The 19,915-nt window shown below is 64.5% G+C and carries 20 protein-coding genes; 2 read left to right on the forward strand and 18 right to left on the reverse strand.

The features are described 5' to 3' along the window. Positions 1–25 precede the first annotated feature (25 nt). Positions 26–349: a hypothetical protein gene (locus BLR12_RS07375; protein WP_091375587.1), complete on the forward strand. Its 324-nt coding sequence runs from the start codon at positions 26–28 to the stop codon at positions 347–349. Here the strand turns inward: BLR12_RS07375 and BLR12_RS23985 are convergent. The 14 genes from BLR12_RS23985 to BLR12_RS07450 all read right to left on the reverse strand — a co-directional run bounded on the left by BLR12_RS23985 (position 340) and on the right by BLR12_RS07450 (position 17,721). Then, the gene (locus BLR12_RS23985) at positions 340–519 is read right to left on the reverse strand and encodes a hypothetical protein (RefSeq protein WP_143018727.1); all 180 of its coding nucleotides are present in this window, start codon (positions 517–519) and stop codon (positions 340–342) included. The two genes, BLR12_RS07375 and BLR12_RS23985, sit on opposite strands and share 10 nt — an antisense overlap. A gap of 379 nt (positions 520–898) precedes the next feature. Beyond that, entirely contained in the window at positions 899–1,321 is a 423-nt protein-coding gene (locus BLR12_RS07390; RefSeq protein ID WP_091375595.1) for a hypothetical protein, read from the reverse strand. Beyond that, a complete protein-coding gene (locus BLR12_RS07395) occupies positions 1,318–2,832 on the reverse strand; it encodes a hypothetical protein (RefSeq protein WP_143018728.1) in 1,515 nt (504 codons plus the stop codon). Before BLR12_RS07395 ends, BLR12_RS07390 begins: the two co-directional genes overlap by 4 nt. A 27-nt stretch (positions 2,833–2,859) precedes the next feature. After that, on the reverse strand, positions 2,860–3,231 hold the full coding sequence (locus tag BLR12_RS07400) for a hypothetical protein (protein ID WP_091375602.1): 372 nt from the start codon (positions 3,229–3,231) through the stop codon (positions 2,860–2,862). A gap of 53 nt (positions 3,232–3,284) precedes the next feature. After that, on the reverse strand, positions 3,285–3,722 hold the full coding sequence (locus BLR12_RS07405) for a hypothetical protein (protein WP_091375606.1): 438 nt from the start codon (positions 3,720–3,722) through the stop codon (positions 3,285–3,287). Between the two features lie 199 nt (positions 3,723–3,921). After that, a complete protein-coding gene (locus BLR12_RS07410) occupies positions 3,922–4,647 on the reverse strand; it encodes a hypothetical protein (RefSeq protein ID WP_091375609.1) in 726 nt (241 codons plus the stop codon). A 3-nt stretch (positions 4,648–4,650) separates the two neighbouring features. Then, positions 4,651–5,517, reverse strand: coding sequence for a phage upper tail fiber protein (locus tag BLR12_RS07415; RefSeq protein ID WP_091375612.1), 867 nt, complete (start codon positions 5,515–5,517; stop codon positions 4,651–4,653). Beyond that, entirely contained in the window at positions 5,514–5,846 is a 333-nt protein-coding gene (locus BLR12_RS07420; RefSeq protein WP_091375615.1) for a hypothetical protein, read from the reverse strand. The genes BLR12_RS07415 and BLR12_RS07420 overlap by 4 nt, the downstream gene beginning before the upstream one ends. Next, entirely contained in the window at positions 5,846–6,709 is an 864-nt protein-coding gene (locus BLR12_RS25625) for an endonuclease domain-containing protein (protein WP_091375618.1), read from the reverse strand. The genes BLR12_RS07420 and BLR12_RS25625 overlap by 1 nt, the downstream gene beginning before the upstream one ends. After that, the gene (locus BLR12_RS07430; protein WP_143018729.1) at positions 6,706–10,485 is read right to left on the reverse strand and encodes a hypothetical protein; all 3,780 of its coding nucleotides are present in this window, start codon (positions 10,483–10,485) and stop codon (positions 6,706–6,708) included. The genes BLR12_RS25625 and BLR12_RS07430 overlap by 4 nt, the downstream gene beginning before the upstream one ends. Before the next feature lie 107 nt (positions 10,486–10,592). Beyond that, on the reverse strand, positions 10,593–11,924 hold the full coding sequence (locus tag BLR12_RS07435) for a hypothetical protein (protein WP_143018730.1): 1,332 nt from the start codon (positions 11,922–11,924) through the stop codon (positions 10,593–10,595). Between the two features lie 24 nt (positions 11,925–11,948). Next, the gene (locus BLR12_RS07440) at positions 11,949–12,935 is read right to left on the reverse strand and encodes a hypothetical protein (RefSeq protein WP_143018731.1); all 987 of its coding nucleotides are present in this window, start codon (positions 12,933–12,935) and stop codon (positions 11,949–11,951) included. 59 nt (positions 12,936–12,994) lie between these two features. Then, a complete protein-coding gene (locus BLR12_RS07445) occupies positions 12,995–13,879 on the reverse strand; it encodes a hypothetical protein (protein ID WP_091375631.1) in 885 nt (294 codons plus the stop codon). Next, positions 13,876–17,721, reverse strand: coding sequence for a transglycosylase SLT domain-containing protein (locus tag BLR12_RS07450; RefSeq protein ID WP_218120576.1), 3,846 nt, complete (start codon positions 17,719–17,721; stop codon positions 13,876–13,878). Before BLR12_RS07450 ends, BLR12_RS07445 begins: the two co-directional genes overlap by 4 nt. A 32-nt stretch (positions 17,722–17,753) precedes the next feature. Between BLR12_RS07450 and BLR12_RS24390 the strand changes: the two genes are divergently transcribed. After that, positions 17,754–17,903: a hypothetical protein gene (locus BLR12_RS24390; RefSeq protein ID WP_176832400.1), complete on the forward strand. Its 150-nt coding sequence runs from the start codon at positions 17,754–17,756 to the stop codon at positions 17,901–17,903. A gap of 348 nt (positions 17,904–18,251) precedes the next feature. Here the strand turns inward: BLR12_RS24390 and BLR12_RS07455 are convergent, their stop codons facing one another. From BLR12_RS07455 to BLR12_RS24395, 4 genes are all read right to left on the reverse strand, one after another. Further along, positions 18,252–18,752, reverse strand: a complete 501-nt coding sequence (locus tag BLR12_RS07455; RefSeq protein WP_091375633.1) for a hypothetical protein — start codon at positions 18,750–18,752, stop codon at positions 18,252–18,254. A 51-nt stretch (positions 18,753–18,803) separates the two neighbouring features. Further along, on the reverse strand, positions 18,804–19,088 hold the full coding sequence (locus BLR12_RS07460) for a hypothetical protein (RefSeq protein ID WP_091375636.1): 285 nt from the start codon (positions 19,086–19,088) through the stop codon (positions 18,804–18,806). Positions 19,089–19,176: 88 nt separating this feature from the next. Further along, positions 19,177–19,686: a phage tail tube protein gene (locus BLR12_RS07465; RefSeq protein ID WP_091375639.1), complete on the reverse strand. Its 510-nt coding sequence runs from the start codon at positions 19,684–19,686 to the stop codon at positions 19,177–19,179. Between the two features lie 48 nt (positions 19,687–19,734). Then, on the reverse strand, positions 19,735–19,902 hold the full coding sequence (locus BLR12_RS24395; protein WP_176832401.1) for a hypothetical protein: 168 nt from the start codon (positions 19,900–19,902) through the stop codon (positions 19,735–19,737). Between the last annotated feature and the right edge of the window lie 13 nt (positions 19,903–19,915).

Raw genomic sequence — 19,915 nt, forward strand, 5'->3', positions numbered from 1 at the left:
CCACCTCATCCCAGAGGAGCACACCATGACCGCCACCATCCCTACCCCGAGAACCGACCAGGCCCCTACCGACACCGACGACCGGATCGATCAGGTCCGTGACGAACTGGCCGACCTGTACGACCGGTTGGGCCGTCTGTCCCGGTGGGTCGATGAGTACATCAACAGGGCCGGTGCCGACATTCAGCGTTGCGACGAGATCATTGCTGGGTACGACCAGATGATCGAGGACAGTCAGCCGGCCGAGAAGGATGAGCCTGCCGGTGTTCCCAGTCGCTGGTTCAAGCGCCTCTCGCCCAACTCCAACGGTGTCCGCGTCTGGTTCTCCCACCCCGGTGGTCAGCGATGATGGAGGTCATTGTCACCGTTCTGGCGTTCGTCGTCGTCGGCTGCTGGGTGTTGCGTCTGCTGCTGATGGTGTTTAATGGGCTGACCAATCCGGTCCTGGTCCGCATCCACGCCCGAGCCGAGGGAATCTCCTACCGAGCAGCCCGCCAGCACATGCGTCGCCGTCGCCACACCTGTCGCCTTTAACTCAGCCGATTCACAGGAGACTCACATGAAAGCTCGTCCCGGTGCCACACCAATGATCGTTCTCGGGCTGGTCTTCTGGGTCTTCGGAGGAGTGTTCGCCGCCTACGGTCCGGAGGGGAATGTCCTCGGCGTCATTCTGGGCCTGGTCGGTGTTGTCGCCTTTGTTGTCGCTGTAGCTATCCGTGTCTGTCGGCCTCGGCTCACGAAGGGCGACAAGTCAACCGCAGTCTGAGCAGGCAAAACGGCTGTACGCCTCTCTGCCGCGTTTTTAGCAGGGGGTTGGGGTGATTCCCTAGGCCACAAACAAGAATGAGCCCGCCATCCAGCCGATTCAGGCCAGGTGGCGGGCTCTTCTGCGTATTGGTCAGCGAACAGTGAATGAGGCCGCTTTCGCCACATCGACCTCGGGTGCATCGGCCACCCGCGCCCACAGATCCGCACCGTCGGCGGGTAGCACGACGGCACTGTTCGGGTCGGCGTCGGGACCGGCCACGAGGACTCGCCACACTGTGATGATCCGGTACTCCGTAGAGCGCGCCTCCCAGTCCGCCATCGCCTCGATGAACGTCTCGTGGGCGCTGACCGAGACGCCATCAGGCCCTACGACCTGATAGTCACCGGTCCGCTGTGCGGGCATCCAGGACGAGCCGGACAGCACCGTGGTACGAGGAGCCAGCAGCGCAACGTCCACGCCGTCCACGTCAGTGGGGTTCCCGTCCGCGAGCATGACGCTCACCGGAACCTCGACATACTTCTTGGTCACCCTGCTGAATTCGATTGTGGTCATGGGAACTCCAGTTTTCTGGTCCGCGCGGTGGCGGTGAAGGAACGGGTACGTGCGGAGACGAACAGCTCTCGGGTCCGGGCCGAGTACCACTGCACAGTGATGTCTCGGTAGCCACTGGGATTGACCCCAGGCAGGGCGCTGACGGTGACCAGGCTCGGCTCCCCCAGCAGCGTGACCTCGGCCTGGGCGTTGCCCGCTTCCGCCAGTACCGCTGCTGACGCCGACTCGCCACCGATGAGCACCTCACCCGTCGGGGCACCGGCCTCAGAGGTGGCCGTGGAGCCCGCCGTTGCCCCCAGGACCGTCGCGGAGACGACCAGGGTGCCCGGCTGTGTCTGCGCCGTTGCTCTCGCTGTGGAGCCACTGGCGGAGGCGTCACCACTCGCCTGACCGGGGCTGGCCGAGACGGTGGCGGTAGCGGTGACACCGACGACAACTGCGGAGGACTCGACGCTGGTTGTACCCGGCTGAGGGGTCACGGTGACCGAGGCCGGCGTCCCTGCGATGAGGACGGCACCGGCGGCCGTGCCAGCCTGACCAGAGGCGGAAGCCAGTGCTCGAGAACCTGCCACGGTGGCCGGAACGATGAGCGTGCCCGGGATCGCAGAGCCGGTGACGAGCGCCCGAGTACCGGCAACCGTCGCGCCAGCGGTGATGACACCGGCCTGCGCCGTGGTAGATCCGGTGGCCGTGGTGCCCAGGACCGTCGCCGGTTGCGGGATGAACACCACGCCGGGCTGTGCCGAGGCCGTGACCGCAGCGGTGGTACCCGTGACCGTGGCCGGTGTGGTGACGACCGCAGGCTGCTGGAATAGCCGGAAGACGAACCCACCGCCGGTGGTGGCGACGGTGGTGACCGCGTTGAACGTCGGCGCAGTAGTGGCCCCGGTCGGCGTCTGCTGAGAGGTGTGGACGGCAAGTGTGGCGTTGCCATTGCCGACCACCTGGGAATCGACGCGCTCGGTCATGGTCCACTGCGCACCGCCGGACTCCACCACCAGGTTGGCTCCGGTGTTGAACGACGTGTTGGTAGTCAGGCCCATGACGGTCAGCGCGTGCTCACCGGTGGTCCAGACGAGCGTGTCGAAACCGGTGGCGTTGAAGGCCGTGCTGCTGCCGGTGGCGTCGGAGGCAGCAGTGCGCTGCCACGCCACTTCCTGGCCAGTGTCCGGCCGCCACACCTGGGCCACCGCTCCGATGGTGGAGACCGTGCCAGACACCGACAGTGTGGGAGCCGTGGTGCCCGTTTCCCACTTCTTGGTGAGGACCGTGACACGAACCTGGCCTGAACTGGCCGCCGAAGTGGTACCGAATCCGACGTTCTGTGAGACGACTGTGGTCCAGTTGCTGGCGTTGTTCGTAATCGTCGGCGTGACACCGAGCGGCTTGCTGACAGCGAAAATGAAGACTTGGTCGCCTACCGCCGGAGCCGTGGCACCCGAAGGCATCGCTGGAGTGACCGATGTGGCACTTGTGGAGACCAGTCCGGTCCCCAGTATGAACAGCGCCATGCTCGCCCTCCTAGCGTCGTTGAGTGGTTACTTCGCCGGAGGATCGGGAAGCCGGCGGGCCAGGTTGTAGCTGGGTCCGTCATCCAGGAAGCCGAAGAACCCCCAGGCTACGGCGTTGGTTCGCAGCGCGTTCGACATCTCGGTCTGCGCCGCGTCGATAATCGCCGGATCTGTGTGTGAGACGCAGAAGTGGAACGCCGGGTAGTTGTTGCCGTCCACCAGCGTAGGGTGGCCGGTACCCACATGCGTGTAGGTGTAGGTCACCAAGCCGGGTCCGTAGCGGTCGAGCTGAACATTCTCGAAACCACCGCGAGACGCCGACTTGGTCCACTGCGTGACCATGTTGTTCCGGCGGGTCGTGGACGTGAAGACCACATCGCCGTAGAGGTAGAGCGCCACCTCAAACTCCAATCTGTAGCCTGAGATGGCCTGCCACCTCGTTAGCCGGTCGATCAGGCAGCGGTGAGCTGGGCCAGACCGGTTGCCGGAAGCTGGTAGGTGAACGCCGCACCGGTGCTCGACACGTCCGCGCCGAAGTCCACCAGGGCCAGCAGCGGAGATGTGCCGGCCGTCCCGGTGTCCTTGTAGAAGACCAGATAGTGGGCGGTAATCGTGGAGTTGGCCCACGCCGGGTCAGCCGCATCCAGGGTGACCGTGTTGGTGGCCGCGTCGTAGTTGTTGGTCTTGCTGGTGAGGGTGACGCCGCCAGCGGTGTAGCCGGTGCCGGTGACCTGAGCCGCCGAGACAGCCGAGAAGAACTCATGCGTGTCCTGGTTCGGCGTGTAGGCGGAGGTGAGCAGGGCGGCCTTGATGGTGTCACCGGGGAAGTTGATCCCGCCGCTGACGAGCTGCCGAAGGCCGAGACCATAAACGAACGTGGAGACTGGCATGGGAGGGGTCCTTCCGTCGGTGATTGGGTTGCTTCCCCGACAGACGATTGTCCGTGGGGACGTTACATTCAGTTTAGCCGGGGACTGGCAATAGCCGATAGATGTAGGTACGCTCTATTGTTCGTCCAGGAATCAGCCGATAGCCGCCCAGAACGGAATTCCCTGATTAGTCCCATCGTGAACACGAGTGGGCGACAGGTCAGGGCGCGGTGCCCCAGACGAGCGTGGAGCCCTGATAGGCCCGCAGAACGGCCGTGGAGCCCACACGAATCGCCGTGGGAGTGGCTGCACCTACGCGGATACGGGACGTCGGGGCTGGTGCGGCGACCGTGACACGATCAAACTCCGAGAAGCTCGCCGTCCCGGTGTCACGCGCCGCCTCCAGGAGAATTCGGCAGTCGGCCGGATTCGCCGTCACCCACGCAGGGGCGGCCACCGTTCGCCGAGCCGTCGCGGTGCCTGGCTGGCCGGCATTGTCCGGCGCAGTCTCGAAGATGAGGTTGGAGCCGCTTCGCCGGACGCGCCACCATGCGTGTGTCGTGGCGGAGTAGTTGACGGTGGTGTGCGCGCTCTCCCAGTAACCGACCCGGAGCATCATTCGAATTACTGGCGTCGCCGGGATCATGTCCACATACATCGACACGTCTGTACCGGCGGCCTGCCCTGTCGAGCTGACCGTAATCGCGGTGTAGCACGTGGACGTGGCACCGTTCTTGGCCTGCGGATAGACGCGATACCAGCCGGTTTCGTCGAAGGTGTAGATGCGCTGCGACTCGTAGCCGCTGTAAGACGCCGATCCGGTGGCGGGGACCGATACGCGGGCCCGGCCACCGACCTCGGAGGTTGTCCCGTAGTTGCCCGGCCACAGCGTCGTGTCGGTGGCGTTGTCGTTGAAGTCGTCGGTCAGCGTCGAAAGGTTCGGCATCGGTCAGGCCGTGATCACGTACAACGTCGTGGCGGACTTCGTCCCGATGGCGTCGTACTGCGCCTGCGTACCAATCCAGAGACCAGCGCCGGTGGTCACCGCAGCAGCCTTGCCATTGAGCGCCGTCTGCTGGGCGGTGGATACCGGCTTGCTCGCATCCGAGGTGTTGTCCACGTTCCCGAGGCCGACGTGCGCTTTGGTGACACCAGAGACAGTGCCGGTAAAGGTCGGGCTAGCCAGCGGTGCCTTCGCGTCCAGCGCCGTCTGTGTTGCCGTAGAGACCGGCTTCGCGGAGTCCGCCGTGTTGTCGACATTGCCCAAGCCGACGTCGGCCTTCGTCGGGGCGTAGTTACCGGCCTTCGCGGTGGTCGCGGTCGTTCCGATGGCGAGGTTGGACGTCCCGGCCCCGATCGCGGTACGGGCAGCGGCAGCGGTCGCGGCTGTGACGACCGAGCGTCCGACCGTTGAGGCGTCGGAGATCTCGGTAGCCGGGTGCGTGTGCGCAGTCGGTGTCCGGGCGTCACTCAGCCGTGCGTCAGTCGAATCGACCTTGCTGGCCAGTCCGGGGACGGTGGGGGCAGTAGCCGTCCCGCCGAGGTGGTTGGTGAGCTGGACAGCGCCCTTGACCGTCGGCGAGGCGTCCGGAACAGCCACCGTGACACCGGTCAGTTGTCCGGTGATCTCCAGGTTCTGGGCCCGCAGATCCGTGAAGTCAACCTTGTCCCGAGGGAATCGGAAGTACGGGTTGCTTGGCGTCCCCGAGTAGATGGCCGAGATGATCTGACCGGCGGCAGCGAGCGCCTGGAACTCGACATCGTCAACGATCTGATCGTTGGTCGGGTTCGTCTGGGTGCGGACGGTGTAGGTCATTTCGGCACCTTCTTCTCGGCAGCTTTGTTTGCCTTGCGGGAGATGGCCTCGGCGTCCCGCATGGCCTTTTCTCGAGCCCGGTCTGCCGCCTTGCGGAACTTCTCCTCCACAGCGGCAACCTCATCGATCACCGGCAGACCGGCCGCACGCGACTCACCAGTGGCCAAGGTGTCCTGTAGCCAGTACGCCACCACTGCTTCGGCCGCTTCGTTGTCGTCGGGAATCTCTGCGGTGAGCGCCCCGTAGACAGACCGAATGGCGGCATAGACCCGTGGCGCCAGATCGGCCGGCACTTCGACGGTAATTGAAACGGAAGTGGGCTCGGTCATTAGTCGATCCTCTCGACCTTCACGCCCAGGTAGGCCAGGGCTGCGATTAGATTTTCAGGGTCATCACGGAACTGGCCAATCCCGGCGTTGCAGGCAACGCACAAGAGACCGCGATTACACCTGCCACATGTAGGAGTGGGCTTGGTGACGTACCCGGTTTGACGACGCTCCGAGATGGTCGCCGTCGGCGAGGGGCAGCAGGCGTGATCATGGTCGACCACGAACCCACCGCCACGTTTCGCCGGGTCCCCTGGGGCGCCACAGATCCCACACCGGTAGTTGTGCTTGGCGAAGAACTCATACAGCTCGTCGACGGTGAGCCCGTAGTACCAGGCTCGCATGTAGTCGCTCTTGCGGCGTCTCCGCTCAACGTCCGTCAGATCACGCAATCGCTTGTGGCCACGTCGGGTTCCGACCTCCCAGACCTCGCCGTCGGCTCGGAGCTGCCTAACGTGGCTCTTGCAGTAACCCCTGGCGGAATGCGGACGTTCGCAGCCGTCAAAGGAGCACAGCCGGTTCGAACGGGAAGCCTGGCGCCGTTTCCGCTGAGTCCCAACCTCCCAGGTCTCGCCGGTTCGACGCATTTGGGCGTCATGAGCGGTACACAGCCCTCGGATGTATTGAGGACGGTCACACGGGTCAAAAGTACATTCGGAGTCGGAAGCGTGTGAACGAACCCGAGCGCCAAGCTCCCAGGTCTCACCGGCCCGGCGCCACTGGGCATAGTGGCTGCCGCAGTAACCCTGCGTACGGGGAGTTCTGTCGCAGCCTCGGAAAGCGCATTCAACGGATGAGGTTGTCACAACCGAAATCATACTACAGGGGTCCGATAGAACTGCCGCTCGCCTGCCGACCAAGATCATTGAGTAAACCAAATTTTAAGCCGCGCCGAGTCACCGTTATACCGGCCGTACTCGTGTGCGTAGTTACCGGTCGGGCCGACGGTGATGCCGTCTGCCTTCAGACCGCCCGGCGGATGGGTGGTGTAGTGCTCCCACCAGTCGCTGGGCAGCACCCAGTTGGTTCCACCCGGTTTCGGGATGCCGTTGATGAGATGATCGCCCTTGTGCTTGGGGTAGTTTGGGCCACCCTGACCAAACCAGGCGACGTTGAAGACGCCGGTACCACCAGAGTTGAGGTACCAGTGATCCGCCCAGACATAGAATTCCATGCGGGTAATGGTCCCGGTGATGGCAGGAATGGCGAACCACCAGTGGCCCTTCTGCGATCCGCTGGTTCCCGGCGCGATGCCCTGGATGGGTCCGTTGATGCCGTTGCGACCCTGGTCGGTGGAGCCACGCAGGGTGTTGTTCGCGTTCCACGACTTCCAACCGGCGGGTGCCAGTTCCACGAAGTGGTTCTGCACCGGCGGAGGAGCGGCCGGGGTTGCGGTGCCTCCGTACAGAATACCGCCACCGCGCGAGATGAGACCTCCGTCGGAAAGGCCCCGTGGCCCGGCGTCGACAATTGAGAGGTCGATCTGTCGTGCCCCCATGACCGAACCCGTAGTAGTGCCGGTACCGTTCGGGTCGCCGACCGCCATGGTGAGCAGAAACCGGTGCCGTCCGTTGAACGCCGGGCTGATGCGGACCGAGCCCTCGTCGGTGTGCTGGTAGTTCGGCGAGGTCTGCGCCTTCGTCCACGCCTCTTCGGCGTAGGAGTTGATCGTCGGCGCATCAGCGGTGTTGCTGTCTATTCCGACCGTGGACCGAATCCGGAAGGTGACGTCCGAGGGCATCTGGTTGGTCCGCCAGCTCAGGCGCCACTTGATGTCATAGAACCTCGTGTTGCTGAGGTAGGCGTTTGCCTCCACGATGCCGATCTCCGGCCGGATGGGCTCCAGGTTCGCCCCGAGGGTCCCGCGGTACCGGCCGACGATGCGCCCGCCGCCGACTTCGTTGATGCGCTGCTCGATGCTGCGGCCAGAGATGGTGATGTCTTCCTGGAAGTTGGCGGTGCGGGCGTTCACAGCCCCGGTCTCGTCCAGCGTCGTCACCAACTGGCCGTATTGGTTGGTGATCCCCAGGTAGTCATCGGTGCCGGTTCCCAGCCGAATGGCCACGTTGGGAATACCATCGATCTCGTCCGCTGTGTAGGCGAAGAACCCCTGCGGAGTAAGTCGAGCATGATCCCCATGCGGGTTTCCGGCAATCACCGTAGTTGTGAGCACCATCAGCGCCTCAAACAGCGCCGCCGAGACGGTGCCGGTGGCGATCACATCGCGGGCCACCAGGCTCTTGGGCTGGATGGCTCCACCACCGATAGCGCGCTTGACCCAACGCCAGCCCTCCGGCAGCGAGGGAGTCGCAGGCTGCTCCGGCTGCGCCGGGGCGTACGGCTGTCCGGGGTCGCTGCTGAGGATGAACGTGTCCGGCGCGCTGGCGGGGACGTTCTTCTCGATTAGCACCGAATCCACGTACAGGTCGGCGTTGCTGAGGACTGCGCCAGTGTCGTTGCCGCGCCGGTACACCTGCACCCGCACCCGGTCAACACCAGCGGGGAGACGGCCGGTGGTGAGCTTGAGAAACTGGTCGCCAGCAGCGTCAAGGCCCTGCGTGGTCACCGCCGTACCGACCACGCTGTTCAGGCTGTCCAGGAACTCCGCGCGAATCTCGACCGGGTGGTTCCCGTCGGTGACCGTGACCTGCAGGTGCGCCGAGGCCCGGATGACGTCACCGACGGCAAGACCGGTGATGGTCTGGGTGAAGCCGATCCGCGCGGTGGAAGACGTGCCCAGCGAGGGGCTGACGATCTTCGCCGCCTTGGTTCCGTCGATGACGCCGGTGGTTCCGTTGACGATGGTACGGGTGGTGAGGCCAGCTCCTGACTCCAGCAGACCCCAGTGCGTGGGCGTGTTGTTGTTGGTGGCGATAGCTCCTACCGGATCGATCTCGAAGGAGGGGTTCAGGCACAGGTTGGTGCGCGGCGGGATATAAGGCTGCTCCGGGGTGGCTGGAACGTAAGGGGTGCCAGCGACGGCCTCCCCGTAGGCCCAGGTGTAGGTGGCGTTACCTTCATCGGTCTTGATGAACACGTCACCCACGTCGGCCGGCACTCGGCCAGTGGGGAACACCGTGCCTACATCCACCCGGACCTTCTGGTCGGCCGTGGCCTGTGCGGTGGCCGCATCCGTGGCAACCGTGTTGATGGCTTCGTCCTTGGACTCCACCCAGGTGGTGCCGTTATAGACGTGCACCCGATTGTCGGTGGAACGGACCCACAGGTCGTTGGTGCGCGAGACGTTGGAGGCAGGCTCACTGGCCTGCCGGTAGATGTTGATGCTGCCCAGGTCCCGAGCAGTGGCTGAGATGGCACCGGCACCGAGCTGGACCGGGACGAAGTCATTGGCCGCCACCGACCAGCGGTTGAGCCGGTTCCCATTGGCCTGGTCCACCCACAGGTCACCCTCAGTGCGATTGGAGTGCGACGGCTCGGTGGTCGAGTACAGCGTGACGATCTTCGAGTTGGCGGTGGTCTGAGCGTTACCGGCAGCCGTCGCCGCATTCTGGGCAGCGGTCAGCGCATCGGCAGCGGTCTGGTCAGCGGCGACCACCCACGCCAGCGTTGAGCCGTTCCACCGGTAGAGCTTGTTGCCCTGGTCGGAGGCGAAAAGCAGATCCCCGTCATCGGTGGCCTTCATCGCCGGAGCCACCGGTCGCCCGGCCCAGGTGGTGAAATACGTCGTCACCTTGCCGTCAGCAGTGGCCTTGGCATCGGCGGCGTCGGCGATGGCGTCAGCGGCCTGGTTCTGTGCCTGCTGGGCTACCTGCTGGGCCGACGAGGCAGCCACCTCGGCCAGCAGCACCTCGGTCTGCACCGAAGTCAGTCCATCCTGGGCCTGCTCAGCCAGCGCCTTGGCGGCCAGCGCATCGACACCGGCCTGCGTAGCCTTGTTGCCCGCCTCTACGACCTCAGCGAGGGCCTGCACCGCAGCCTGGTCCCGTAACGGCTTCCAGCCACCGTCTGCCGGGCCGAAGTAGCGCCGGGCCTCGTAGGTGGGCTGCCCATTCGACGTACCGACCGTGGCGTACCAGAGATCACCGATGGCCGGGTTCTCCGGTTCCGTTGCGCCCTGATGAATCTTCGTGCCGTTGCCGACCTCAGCGGCCTCAGCCGGTCCGGCGACGACAGAGGCACCCGACCGCTTACCCGACTGGCTACGGGCCACCAGCCGGGCGTACATGGCGACACCAGGCGGGGAGGGGATGAACACACTGCCGCCGCGTGGGGACTCGATGGTGGACACCAGGGCCGAAGCGTCCATCGCGGCCATGTTGATGTCCGGGGAGGCGTGTACTTCCGCCCGCGACCAGTCCTGGGGAGCAACCACCGATAGACCGCCCTCGAAAGTGCCGTCCCACCTGAGCAGCACGCCACCGATGGCGTCTTCCAGGGTCACTCCGCTCGGCGTCGGTGGGGTAGGGCCAGACACAGAAACTGCGCCCGAGGTGCCGTCGTACTGGACCCCGACAATGGCGGTGAGCTGACCCGCAGCGTCGCGCACATTGAGCGCCGCGTTGTCGAGGGAACTGTTTCCTAGCTGTGGAGTTCGGTTGGCCTTCTGCTGCCGCTCCAGGCGGGCGATTCGGCCTGCGATCTTCTGTACGTCGATGTTTGGCTGCAACGGATTCGTGGACATGAGTACCTTCTGGGTCTCGGCCTTGGCTAGCCGGGTCTCCACACAGCTGAATGGCTACGTGGGTTCTCGTCCTATCGGATTGTTAGGACGGCTCAGTGGCCTCGCTGTCAGGCGAGATCGGAGCGCAACAACGACAGCCCGATCAGTTCGGGACTATCAGGACTAATGGTCACAGAAATGACCCGAAACCACAAGTCAATGGGCATCCAGTCCACATCACCCTGTAGTCGGATCTCGTCACCGACGTTCCAGGAACCGAGGGGGGTCATTGGCGTGTCCCGGACGACGACGTTCATTGACCGAATACCAGACTGGCGACGGATCAGTTCGGCCCGAGCGAGATCCTCAGCCTGACGCGGTGAGCGCACCGACTTGTCCTCGACCGTGACCATGCGGCGCAATCGGCCGTCATCGATCCGCACTTCCTTGCGGACCATGTCCCGCCCCTCGCCGGCCCCTAGGAAGCGGACGTGGTTGGCGTACTCTTCGCCAGCGGTGATCGACGGCTGGTTCAGGACGTTCTCACCGATGATGAATCTCAGGTTCTCCCTGCGGACACCCAGACGCGGATAGCCGAACACCAGTTCGTGCTCAACCGCCGTCCTGCCCTGATTCCACCGGTGGCGCTCGTGATACTCGAATGGCGTGGACCGGGACAGGTTATCGATCACCGAGCCCAGATCGTCCGTTGTCCACGGGTTGAGCTCGAAAGGGCCTTCGTCGGTAGCCACACCACCGACCCGCTCCTGGATGAAGCTGTCGAGCCACTTGATGCCGGTTTCCCGGTTCTGCGGGTTGGCCGGTTCGTCGTTGCTGTTCTCATCTCCGCGCACATAGGGGCCAACCAGGTCGGCGGCGTGCTGCACCACTACCTGCGGCGCACCAGTCCACGTCCAGTCACTGTTGATTACATTGATGGTGTTCAGCCGGTCACGGATAGCCTCTGCGGCCTGGACGATGGAAGACTGACGGGCAGCCGCAGCCGCAGTGAACCACCCGAGCCGTACCGGTGTGGTGGTGGTGGAATCCACGACGAGACCGAGGTTGGACCGGCCACCGGCTTGAATGTGTGCCCAGATGTGCCGAACGATGTCCAACGGGTCGGTCTGTATGAAGCTGGCCTCTCGTTCGTAGCCCATGCCGGTCGGATAGGCCGTGAACCCGGCGCAATCCAACCGCCACTTCGGCCCGTCCCACACACCGTTTCGGTAGATACCGGTGCCCCGGATCTGCCCGTCGGCCTCGGCGTAGATAACCGTGGCGCCATAGTCGAGTAGTGGTCGATTGTCCGGTCCCTTGAGTCGCTTGAAGGCGGGATCGATGGTGCCCGTCAGCAGCGGAGGGCCGGTCAGCACATCGGTGACCTGGACATTCTGAAGCGGAAGGTCCATGTCGAGCCACGCGCCTTGCTGGCCGTCGCCCTCGATGCGGGCGGCCAAGAAGCGCCAATCGCTAACCACCGGTTACGCAACCAGCTCATAGAACGACACCTGGAAGGTGACCAGCGAGTACTGGTGGATCAGCAAGCTGCCCACATCCACCCGAGCGCGCATAGTCAGCGTCTGGTCGGTGCCACGAAGGTTGGTAGGGATGGGAGCTGCGGCGTGGGTGACCTTGAGGATGCCGTGGTTGAGTTCCCCGGCGACCTGGTCGGGGAAGTCGTAAGCGACGTGCGGCCCGTAGATGCCACCGGACTGTGGGCCAAGCCGGACCGTCACCGCGCCGTTACATGCCGAGCCGATGGTACGGAAACCGACAACCTCACCAACGATGTCAGCGTGGGTCGCCCACTTCGGGATTCGGACCTGGGGAGTGATATTGGAGAGGGTTACCATATTGGCTGGGTCGCCGCTGTCCATGGAACCCGGAGGGTAGGTGACCTCACCCGGAGCAGGAGAGCCCCCCAAGGTTCGCGTCCACGTCCGAGGCTGTGCCAGTTCCCGCAGATCGGCGATCTCGGTGACGTTAGAGGTGTTGGTCATCTTCACCCTGGCCAGCGCCACGGCCGAGTAGCCGAGGAAATCCGCGCTGGTGGTATTGGCGTCAACACCCTTGATAGCGACGATCTGGCAGTACGGACCCACGGTGGTGCTGGTGTTCGGTGCACCAGGTGTACCGGAGGGCTGCCACGGGGCGAAGTTCGGGTCAATGATCCTCATAACGATGAGGTCGTAGCGGGTTCCCGAGAGCATGGGATCTACGCTCACCAGCGTCGGCTGGTTGTCAGTTGAGCCGTAGTAGGACTCCCCCGGCTGCTGGCGGTTCTTGATCAGCGCCGCACCCGGGGCAACCTGCACTTGACCGCTGGGCGTCGAGGTCGCTGTGACCTTGAGGTGCCCAGGCAAACAAACACCCTGGGCCTCCTGGGTGGAAGCGGACAGCGCCCCACGGAACACCTCATCGCTGTGGAGCGCACCTTCGATCACGAATGGAACCGGTCGAACAGCCACGGGGCAGTCCTCTCTCTAGTGCGTTACTCAAAGGAATGCCGGATCGGCCGGCGGATTGTTTAGATCATGGAGTAGGCGTTGCGCCAGGACACAGTGGCCGTGGCCGTGCCGGTGGCGTCGATTCCACCGAAGGTGACTGCGTGGGAACCCGGCTCCACCCGAAGATTCGCCAAACGGGTGCGCGGGTCCAGCATGTCGCCGGCAGGGGTGCCGTCATTCCAGAAAGCACCCTGTTCCCATGATGCTCCGCGCAGGGTCACCGCTTCACCGGCCGGTATCTCACCACGCAGGGCGAGCATCTTTGGTCCCACGTGGACGTAGGGGTCAGTGATCGGCCCCTGGATGCGGGTGGTCAGCCAGGTCGGCTCAAGCCCACCCACATGTGCCGTCCGCTGCTGCGCCGCACCAGGCTCCCCCCACAACAGCGGGAACGATATCGGGAACGACATACCCTGCCCGGATAGGTTCGCAGCCCCCACCCCAAGGGAGATCGAATACTCCCCGTCCTCGTAGATGGCAGTATCCGCAAGGGCGAAATCGTAGGCGACGGGAACGTGACCGAGGAACAGGTTAGTGAGTACTGGAGTAAAGCGACGCGGTCGGCCGTAGATGCGACGAGTGGTCCCGCCGGTCAGCCGATAGCGCAGCGTCTGTACCGCACCAGTAGTCTCTCGTACCTTCCGACCACCCCATGCGGTGTGCAGGGTTTGCAGCACCTCGCGGGCGGCCTGCTCACTGGATTCGTTGATGGACATAACCAGTGACCAGGTGCCGGGCGTCAGCCGGTCCCGGCCGAAGTAACGAGCGTCGTCCAGTACAGCCGGAACATCCTGAGAGCGGGTTTCATGGGAGCCGGTGTCCAGGCTGGTCAGATCGACCACAGTGCCCTCACCGACCCAGACGCCACCGACCTCCATCTGCCAGTCGGCCAGGGTGACGCTCACAGCCCGGCTCCCGAATAGCGGCCACCCAGGTCGGTCACTTGCAGCGTGTGGGCCAACTCCTCCACCGCCTTGTGCTCGTTGTTGTCGCCATGGAAGTGCGAGTGGTATTCACCGACCAGCGCACCCCGCCCAGTCGCAGCAATCGCAGCGGCCAGCTTGTTGTAGTCGATCCCGCCGCCGAACGAGTTGGCGCCGAATTCGCGGGTGACCATCTGCTCGAATGCAGCCGTCTGTCGCGGGGAGAGAACGCGCTCCGGAGAAATGGTGTTCTTCGCCATGAAGCCGAGGCCCTCAGCGACGCCGCCCTGGTCGTAGCCGCCCTTTCTATTGTACGCAGAAGAAAGCGATCCGTAACGGCTCAGTGCGTAACGCATCGACGCGACAATGTTGGCCATCGGGTCCCAGATGTTGTTCACCAGGCCCCGGTCGCGGTGCGTGGCGAAAGTGGGGTCAATGACCTGCATTAGCCCCTTGGACGGGGGGCCGCGCTTGGCGTTCACGTCCCAGTTGTTGATGGCCCGCGGGTTACCGCCGGACTCCTGATTCATCCGTCGCAGCGTGGTGTTTGCCAGACTGCCGGACTGACCGACGCGCGCCAGTGCCTGCATGACCGTGCCGCGCCACCGCTCCACACCAGCGCCGGGAGGACCACCAGCAGCAGACTCGGCCATGGTGTTTGCGAGCATCCACTGGTTGGCCTGGTCGTAGGCGTGCTGCATGATCGCGGCGGCCGGATCGGCGATGGGGAACGCGAACGGCGCGAGACCTGGCGGCTTGGGTAGCTCCACCGCCGGAACACCGCCACCGGCCGCACCGATGCTGCCGCCACGTCCGGTGTCCACGTGCAGGTGGTTGAAGTGACCGGCCGACATGAAGATCGTGCGGAAACCCAGCGACCGAGCGAGTGACGCCATCGGTCCCAGCTCCCGCTGCTCCAGCGCTGAGGTCCCGGGCCGGGTGTTCACGTCGATGGCGTTGCCGGAGTAGTGCAGCGAGTTCTTGCCGTGCTGCCCCACCCCACCGAACAGCGGGTGCTCGGTGACCTTCGCGCCCATGGACTGCAACCGCCGACCGAACGCCACCAGACCGCCCTCGGCCAGGTGCAGCGCCTCACGCGGAATCTTCCGCTTACGCAGCGCTTCCATGAGGCCCGTGCCGTAGTACTGGACCGTGGAAACCGGCTGCATGAACTCGCCGGCCGTCGCCATGACGGGAACGTTGTCCGCCTTGGGGTGCGGAGAGAACCCAGGAATGGGGCCACCCTCGGCACGACGAACCGGCACCTGACCGTTGAAGATCTGCTGCGGTGCGGTCTGGATGGTGATCGGTGTCTTGCCGAGACCCTTGAGGACCGGGTTGATGCCGCCCGCCAGAGAAACGCCGTACTGGGACGCGATCCGGGCGACCTCACCGACACCGACCCCAAGGGCCTGCGCCATACCGGAGACCGTGTTGGCGCCGCCCTGGCGTGCCTTCTCGGCCATGATCCTCATGTAGAGGTCCATCTCACCGGCGGCACCCTGCCCACCGACACGCGCGTTGTCGATCATCGCCCGCTGCATGCGGTGGAATTCGGAGTCAGTGGCATTCGCCATATCGGCGGCGATCTGAGCGCCCTCCTCCCCCATGGCGAGAAGGATCTGGCCGACCTCGGACCCACCGCGCGCGGTCACCGCAACAATGTTCGCGCGCCAGTTCTCCTTGTTCTGGGTGTCTTCCTCAAGCCGCCGTGCGTACTCGTCCAGGGACACACCCACCGAGGACACGTGGCTCTGCCAGGCGCCGGAGGCTTCCCCGGTCTTGGCACCGGTGTGGGCGGCGGAATCGGTCTCAGCCTGCGCCCGCTCCTGAAGGACAGTGCGATAAATGCCGAGCTGGGTGGCAGCCGCACCAGACAGATCCTGGTAGGTCAACGCCTGTGCGCCGAGCACGCTGTTGCTGACAACGGTGGCGGCCTGAAGCTCGCCCTGCATCCGGGACTCTTCACCGGTCCAGTAGGCGTACCGCTCCTTGGCGATCCGCACCTGCTCGGTGGTGGCATTCTCGTCGTTCAGCCGCTGGTTGAGGATGCCCGACCACTCGGCGACCTTGGACTGCGCCTGCTGGAGCGGGGTCATCTCATTCCACAGAGCGCGAGCCGCCCGCGTGGCCTCGTCCATCGACGGAGCGAAGCCCATGAACTCGTCTAGGTCGGCCATCCACTCGAACGGCTGCTGCTCCCGCTGCCGCTCTGCCTCAAGGCGCACCCGCTCGGCGGCAGATCCACCAGCAAGTAGTGCCTGCGCCCACCGGTCGGTTGTCGCCGACGCATTGGCCATATCCGTGGCGATACCGCCGATGACGATCCCAGCGGCACCCAGAGCGACACCCCACGGGCCGCCCATCATGTTCACGACACCACTGGCCGCCGTACCGAACCGACCCATACCGCTCTCAGCGGCACCAAGGGCACCCGTGACCCGACCAGCGGCGATCTGCACCATGTCAAATGAGGCCGCGACACTGTTGATGATCCCAGCGACCGCAGACACACCACGGAAGCCGATGAACGCCACCAGCAGCGCCTGCACCACGCCCACCGGGAGCGACGCCAGCACGTTGGAGAGCGCCACGAACGCGTCAAGGTAAGCGGCACCAATCGGAGCGCCGGCCTCGATCATGGTGCCGATCGTTTCGGCCACATTGGCGATGATGTCGCGGACCTTGGGCCAGTTCTCGGAGACGTACTGCTGGAACCGTCGGAAACCCTCGGACTCCCCTAGCTCAGCACCCCAGGTGGCGAACTTGCCGGTCAGGTCAACGATCCCGGCCGACACATCGCGCGCCATCGGCATGAACGCCGTCGACATCCCAGCGAACCCGGTACCGATGTTCAGCAGGGTGTGGAAGAAGTCGGTCATGATCGGATCGGCGTTCTCATCGATCATGCGCCAGAAATCCATCCACATCGGCGAGGTGAGAGCCCGAGAGCCCTCCACCGCCAGCTCCCCGAACCGCCCGGATAGGCGACCCACGAAGTCATTCACCGAACCCAGGTGCGGCAACATGTTCTCGAGCGCAGCCTGAACACCAGGCAGCAGACCGGCCGCAGCCGTCCCCTGCACATCCTTGAGCGCCGGAGCCAGGGTGTCCTGGACGTACCGGGCAAAGGTCAGAGTGGCGGGGTTGACCTCCGCCAGCTTGGCATTGACCTTCTCCAGTGCCGCACCGGACGCCTCACCCTGCTTTTCCAGCAACTCCACAGCATCACCCAGGCCGGAGAAACCCAGCATGAGAACACCAAGACCACCGGCCGCAGTAGCCGCCAGAGGGGCGATGACGCCGATTCCCGCTGCCGCCACACCGCCGATGGCACCGAGCGCCGGGGACACCGCCAGGGCCGCCGACCACAGGCCGTTCAGGTGTGCGGTGGCCCGAATAGCCGAACCGCCATCGTCCACGTTGACCCGGGCGGTGACCGTCTGCCCATCGATCCGGTTGAGCTGGGACTGTAGGGAGCGGATCTGCGCTTCAGCAGCGGCGGTCTCCGCATCCACCTGAGCCGACGCATCGGACCGGTCGATCTCCGCTAACTCCGCCTGAAGCTGATTCAACTCCATCCGCGCGGCAACCGTATCGACGGCAACCCCGGCGCTGACCTTGGTGCGACCCAGCTCGACAAGCTGCCGACGAACCTCGGAGACCTTGCGGGCCGCGTCGTCCGATGCCCTACCTACCTCACGACTGCTTTGTGTGGCGGAGTCACCGAGAGCACGGGTTGACGCTGCCGCCTTGGCCATCGAGGACTGGTAGTTGCCGATGTCGGCACGCAACTGGACTGAGACCACACGACGATCAGCCACCGGTCCTCCGTTTCGTCTGTATGCTGCGGTGCATGACCGAGCTAGAAGTGATTGACGTGTTGGCTGTGTCGCAGCAGACCCAGGCCATGTACTTCTTGACGCTGCTGACGCTGCTGGTGATTGCACTGGTTGCTGCGATCACCAACAGCGTCAGGAAGCGTCGTCGTAGTCGTCAGGACTGAGATCCAGACCGGCGAAGACATCGGGTTCGTAGCCTGGCTTGATGGCCGGGACGACCAACGTGGCCCGCTCCTGGGGGTCGTCACCCTTGGGCTTCCGTTGAGCCAGTCGATAAGTGGCCCAGCAGAAGTCTTCGGATACGTTCCAGCGAGCACGTGCTTTGTCGGGGTCCCGGCACCAGTCTTTGAGCATCCCGCAGGACGGGCAGGTGTCGCGTTCCTCCAAGGCGAGGGCGACAGCTAGATCGGTGTCTTCTTGGAGGAACTCTGGTTCACCTGGGCCGGGTTTTGGACGACCTGTGAAAATGCTGTGCGGCACACCGTAGGCGCGCGCCTGCTCTACCTCGACCCTTAGCTGCGGATCAGAGCGGAGGCGGGCGCGCTGGTAGGGACCTCCGTGCTACCAGTGGTCGCGTTCCACGCAGTACCGATCAGCTTGTCGGTGGCGGCGAAGTGCAGCTCTTCAAGAAGCTCCCTCGCCTCCTCCTCGGTGGTGGGCTCCACTGCGCTGGCGGCGATGAGAGCAGCAGCACCGGCGTTGATGTCCCACGCCAGTCGCTTGTCCTCGGACGGGAACCGGGCCTGGAGTGCGGCTAGCTCGTAGGAAGAGATGCCCCGAAACTCGATGGCCACCTCCGCCTTGCGCATGTCCTCCTCGACCTTGGCAAGCTGCTTGGTCAGTTCAGTGACCTTCGGGTCGGCACCCATCGTCGGGGAACTCTGCCCACGAGCCGACTCAAGCTGCTCGGCGAGTTCGTCGTGCTTGGCCCATAGGGAACCGTCGAGGCAGACCTTGGCGACACGGATCGGCCGCTTGACCTTCCCCTTTAGGCTCTTGATGGAAACGCCCATGACTTGATACCTGCTTTCTGGGATGTTCTGGGGTGGGTGTTACGTGCCGGGTCAGGTTGACTCGGGCTTAGGGTATTCGCCGGTGAATTGCACGACGGCGGGCTCGGTGATCGGCTCGAAATCCTCGGTGAACCGGTCCCTGCCGTCCTCGTCCTGGAGGATTCGACTGGCGCGGAACTCATATGGCCCGCCGGGTCCGACACTCACCACTTCGGCCTCGGGAAGAAGCCTGTTGGGGTCGAGACCCAGGCCCTCCACAAACCGCAACAGCCGTTCGTGCAATTCAGGGTCGGCGCAGTAGAGGTCGCAGTCGTAAGACTGAATGACCGTCTCCATTGTATTACCTTCCGGGATGAGTCTGGAATGTGGGTTTTGGGGCGGGGGCGGCCCATCCCAGGAAACCGCCCCCGCCGTTCAGGAAAGGTCAGGCGCCAGCGGCGACAGTCGCCGGGTTGTCAATGGCGCGGACCTTGTTGCCATCGGTGACGGCCATGCCGACCTCGACGGTCTGAAGCGCGTCCGGTGCCGGGGGAGCCGGGTTGGGACGACGGCAGATCACCGGGTACAGCTCGACCTTGTCCGCAGCGGCCCACGCAGCGGTGCTGACCTTGTCCCGGCGGACGGCCAGGAAGCCCGCAGCGCCACGGACGAGAGCGGTCTGCACGGCCTGCGCTTCGGTGTCGGCCGAGTCACCACGGACGTAGGTGACGCCGACCGAGTAGGTGTCGCGGCCGATGGTGCCGCTGTTGGCGGTGCTGTTGAGCTTGGAGGTGTCGACGTCGGCCGTCTCGGAGCTGATGGCCAGCCCCTCGGCGGTCAGACGACCCTCCAGCTCGACACCGGCGTTCAGTTCGGTCACGGTGGGGCCAGCGATGTTTGCGACGGTCGGCACGAAGCTGACCTTGATGTTGCCGTCGAAGCCGAGATCGGCCATTTCTGTTACTCCTTGTGTCTCAGAATGAGTGTGGTCAGGACCGGATGGTCAGGACTTGTCGGTGTGGCCAGCGGCCTTGTCGGTGGCCCGGGTGTTCTTGCGACCGTCGGCGGTGAGCGCAACCCAGTTCTGGTTCACGAAGAACGGAAGAGCGGCCTTGGGGACCACCTTCTCCTCGCCCGTGGGGCTCTGGATGGTCACGTCGTTGTCGGCCATGAATGGCCCCTTT

This window comes from Geodermatophilus sp. DSM 45219 (assembly GCF_900104025.1).
In the GTDB taxonomy this organism is placed as follows: domain Bacteria; phylum Actinomycetota; class Actinomycetes; order Mycobacteriales; family Geodermatophilaceae; genus Geodermatophilus.